This window comes from Verrucomicrobiia bacterium, from assembly GCA_035460805.1.
Lineage (GTDB): Bacteria > Patescibacteriota > UBA1384 > CAILIB01 > CAILIB01 > DATHWI01.
The window spans coordinates 1-4,367 of record DATHWI010000066.1; the positions used below are offsets into that span (position 1 = coordinate 1).

A 4,367-nucleotide genomic window follows, 5' to 3' on the forward strand; every position below is an offset into this window, starting at 1 on the left:
CTGCACGACCAACTTGGTCACAATCACACGCTCCTCCCCCACTTTGCCAAGTATGAGAACCACTGGTTTGTCACCATTAGCAACGCGCAGCGTACCCCACTTCCAGACCTGCGTTACTTGACCACCATTTACCATGGCCTAGATGTAAACTCCATGCCATATGGTGAGGTGGCCGATGACTACTTTGTTTACTTTGGCCGGATGGTAGAAGACAAGGGTGTCCTGGATGCCATCGAAACCGCAAAGCGGGCAGGTGTGAAGCTGAAGCTGGTTGGCCCCCACTTTGAAGGCGAGGCTGCAGCGGCGTACTGGAAAGAAATCAGCCAGCATATTGATGGTGAACAAATTGAATACCTAGGCTCATTGGGGAAAGACGAGCTCTTCCCTATAGTGTCCAAGGCCAAGGCCTTCATTAACCTCATCAACTACCAAGAGGCTTTTGGGATGGTACTCATAGAGTCCATGGCCTGCGGCACGCCGGTCATTGCCCGGCGCAGAGGTTCTATCCCAGAAGTCATCGACCATAATGGGACAGGCTTTGTGGTAGAAACGGTGGATGAAGCCGTAGAGGCGGTAAAGAACATCGAAAAAATCAGCCGGTCGTTCTGTAGAACGTACACGGCTGATCGGTTTGGCTTCACGGAGTACGTGAACCAGTACGAACGCATGCTGGAAGGTGTCTTAGCCGGCGATTAGCTTCTCAAACACCGCTTCGTAGCCCTTTACCATGCTTTCAATGGAAAAGTTTTCTTCTGCGCGCTTGCGGCAGGCAGCGCGATCAATGGTATGAATGCGCTTAATAGCCTCGGCCGCCTCCTCTACTGAATGAACATAGATCCCTGTTTTCTCAGGGACAACCAGCTCTTCCACTGAGCCGCGTGGAATGGCGATGACCGGCGTGCCGCAAGCCATGGCTTCTGCCATGAACAAGCCAAAAGGTTCGTCCCATTGGATAAGCGCCATAAGCCCCTTGGCGTTTTTAAGCAGCTCAACCTTGCCGGCGTGGTCCACTTCGCCCAGGAACTTAATTTGCTCGCCATCAATGAGAGGCTCGATTTCCGTCTTAAAGTATTCCTGGTCCACTGCGTCCACCTTGGCGGCCATAACTAGCCTCTCGCCAGCTAACAGGGCTGCTTGAATGGCCTGCTTTGGACCCTTCTCAGGTGACATCCGGCCTAGGAATGCCAGGTATTCACCAGGAGTGCCGACATATTCAAAACGCTTCACGTCGATACCGTTATACACGGTAGCCTCAATAGGAAGCTCCGGCATCTTTTTGCGCTGGTCGTTGGAGATGCTTACAAACTTAGAATCTGGATACTCCTCAAAGACGCGCTTGCCGTAGGAAGAATCCAAAGGGCCGTGCAGCGTAGTGACGGTTGGTGCCTGATAGGTGTTTTGGAAGGGAAGCCAGCGCCAACCAATGTGATTGTGGACGATATCAAATTGCTCATCGGCCAAAATCTCTTCAAGGGCGCGGCCAATGGCCACGTACTTGAATGCTTCACGTAGCTTTGAATCGCTGGGATCGGGTGCAAGCACCCGGACAGGCTCTGGGAAAACGGCGTGAAGTGTGCCGGAAGTCTTGGAATCGCCTGTGGCAAACAAGTGGACTTCGTGACCGTTTTTCACCAGGCCTTCCACAAGGTTGTACGCCACTAATTCAGTCCCACCGTATTTGACTGGCGGGACCGATTCTTCAACAGGAACGACAACGGCTATTTTCATCGCGGTGTGGTGGTGTTGATGAGGTTCACGTACTGGGCTTCCATTTTCTCAGCGACGACGCCCCAAGTAAATTTGTTCGGGATGACATTTTCTGCAAAGTTCTTTGCCTTGAGGCGGTATACCTGCGGTTTTGCCAACACGGTAGAAAGGGCAACGCTGAGGGAATCGGCGCGGCGCGGCGGGACAAGGTATCCACTCTCGTCACTCACCGTATACTGCAAACCGCCAACGCGGGAAGCAATGACGGGACAATGGCAGGCAAAGGCCTCCAATGGTACCTGTCCAAAAGGCTCGTAATAGGATGGCACTACACAGACATCTGCGGCGGAGTAGTAGTTCTTCATTTCTGAACGATCCTTACTACCCGTAAAGGTAATGTACTGCGCCACTCCCTGCTTTTCTGCCAACTCTTTCAAGCGTAGGTATTCTTTTTTGTCACTACCTGAAATGCGCCCAACAATAAGGACCTGTAGCTCGCCTTCTTTGTATTTGTTTTTCTTGATGAGATTGGGGATCGATGAAATGAGGGTGCCCACACCTTTGCGCCACTCCAAACGGCCTGCATACAAAATGACCGTTTTGTCCTGCGCTACGCCAATCTTCCGGCGCGCCAAAGCACGGCCTACGGGATAGATAAGCTTAGGGTTAATGCCAGGCGGGACCACTTCGATGCGTGCCTCGGTTGTATAGTGACGCTCCAGGTCACCCTGTTCGTTGTCACTGGTACAAATGACCAAGTCGGCTTCGTCGGCAAGCGTCTGCTCCCAGGCAATACGGAACTTAAAGAATTCCGTGTCAGTGCGCTGTGGCTCAAACTTCTTCAAGGCGTGGTACCGGAGGTAACCCAAGGAGTGGTAGGTCATGACCAGTGGGATTTCCCATAGGACGGACAGCTTGCGCGCACTCCATCCAGACATCCAATAATGGGCATGGATGAGGTTGTACGTAAGCTTGTTCTCACGTTTGTACGCAATAATGTTGTCCACAAACTCCGGCAGGTGCTGGAACAAATGGTCACGGGCCACATAGCGCTTAGGACCGGACTTGATCCGGATTACCCGCACGCGCGGGGCAAAGTTTACAACCTGGATTTTTGTTTTGCTATCCCAGCGTGTATACACGTCAACTTCCCACCCTAAACGGCCTAGCTCACGGGCTAGGTGGTTTACATATACGTTTTGTCCGCCAGACTCTCTGGCGCTTGGGCTCGCAACTGGATCAGCATGTTCGCTGATCATCATAATGCGGCCCTTCCGCAGGGGTTTTAGTGACATTGTTTTGCTTGGCGATCGAGGAACCACAAGTACATGAAATACGGTATTTTGTCAATCACCTGAAGGAGATTTATACATGTTCTGGCCCCGATCCAAAATTTTAAGAGCATGCATAATGCTTTCCGGCCCCAACTGTTTGCCCGTGTAATACAGCTTACTTTCCCCGTTCTCCTCACTCACTTTTTTAAACGAACCCTTGCCGCTTACCCGGTCGCCTTCGTCTTCCAAGAGTTCATCAATGTAGTCTTTAAGTTCTTCCCTGGCCCCACCCACAATAATTGCCAGGTCACCCGCTTCTTCCAACATGACGGCATCGTTACCGCTATCCCCAGCCACAATGGTGTAGTCAATATCGAATTCTTGGGCCAAGTAATTTACCGGATCCGCCTTGGTAATAGGTAAAATGTCCAAGCAGTATTTTTTGCGACTCTCACCTGCCAACAATTTTGTGTTGTACCCAAGTTCCTCACAGACAATGGCCCGGTAGCCAAACAGTTCTTCTGCAGTTGCCTGGATCCCCTTCACCTCCTCGCTGCTACGGGCAAAGAAATAGAAACTGGTTTTGTACAGCTGGGTAGGTAATACATTTGGATCAGCCAACAAAGCCTCTTCCTGATGCACATCCTGAAAAGTCATGCCATTCCGCTCCTCAGCCGTTTTTTGACAGTCCCCCGACCAAAAGGCATCGACAAACTCCACGCCTTTTTGTGCTATCTCGCGCCGGTCATACCCACTGGCCTCCAGCTTTTCGTGGAAGGCTGTGTCGTATTCAAAGAAAGCAGTCTCCCCACTAGGAAGGGCAATCACTTTTGCATCCTCCGGTAGTTGTTCATCGTTCTGGAGGACCCATAGTTCAGTACCCACCGCACTCGCAATAATGGATGGCAACGCCAGCTCTCCTGACTCGATACGAGGGATGACATTATCGATGCCATTCCCCGTCACATACATAAGGGGAATATTCTTCCCTGCCAGCTCGTTGGCGAGGCGCGCGCTCTCAGCCCAGGCTTCCGCCTCGTCTAACTCTGCCGCCACCTCCCGGAAGTTGGAGATAAAGGTGCGGTCTATGTCGGTGGCAAGCAATACGGTAGAGAGCCCCTTTTCCTTGCGCTCACGGTTTTTGTCACGAAAAACGGCGTTCGTATAGACGTCATTTTTCCTCTCCTCCCTGTTCTCCCCTTCAAAAATCTGCCCCTCAAACACACTGCCTCCTTAGTGGGATTACCGCCGCACCATAGTTTTATGCGCCAGCTTCTTTTCAACTGCCTCGGCTAGCAAGTCTTTGTACTCCATTTCACTCGGTTCAAGCTTGAGTGCCTTTTTAAAGGATGACTCAGCCTTGGCATATTGCCGCATAGCCATGTA

At 51.6% G+C, this 4,367-nt stretch carries 4 protein-coding genes; 1 reads left to right on the forward strand and 3 read right to left on the reverse strand.

The window, feature by feature from the left end:
• Window positions 1–696 (forward strand): glycosyltransferase (locus VLA04_02175; protein ID HSI20496.1); only part of this gene is annotated, 696 nt, incomplete at its 5' end.
• Here VLA04_02175 and VLA04_02180 read toward each other — a convergent pair.
• The 3 genes from VLA04_02180 to VLA04_02190 are packed head-to-tail and all read right to left on the reverse strand — an operon-like array spanning window position 682 to window position 4,205.
• Complete coding sequence (locus tag VLA04_02180; GenBank protein HSI20497.1) at window positions 682–1,728, reverse strand: glycosyltransferase family 4 protein; 1,047 nt, start codon at window positions 1,726–1,728, stop codon at window positions 682–684. The two genes, VLA04_02175 and VLA04_02180, sit on opposite strands and share 15 nt — an antisense overlap.
• On the reverse strand, window positions 1,725–3,002 hold the full coding sequence (locus VLA04_02185) for a glycosyltransferase (protein ID HSI20498.1): 1,278 nt from the start codon (window positions 3,000–3,002) through the stop codon (window positions 1,725–1,727). The genes VLA04_02180 and VLA04_02185 overlap by 4 nt, the downstream gene beginning before the upstream one ends.
• A 51-nt stretch (window positions 3,003–3,053) precedes the next feature.
• On the reverse strand, window positions 3,054–4,205 hold the full coding sequence (locus tag VLA04_02190) for an HAD family hydrolase (GenBank protein ID HSI20499.1): 1,152 nt from the start codon (window positions 4,203–4,205) through the stop codon (window positions 3,054–3,056).
• Between the last annotated feature and the right edge of the window lie 162 nt (window positions 4,206–4,367).

What these genes read in the sequence shown, in the direction of transcription:
- VLA04_02185 (HSI20498.1), bottom strand. Translation starts at nt 3,002, where the DNA reads ATGTCACTAAAACCCCTGCGGAAGGGCCGCATTATGATGATCAGCGAA.
- VLA04_02180 (HSI20497.1), bottom strand. Translation starts at nt 1,728, where the DNA reads ATGAAAATAGCCGTTGTCGTTCCTGTTGAAGAATCGGTCCCGCCAGTC.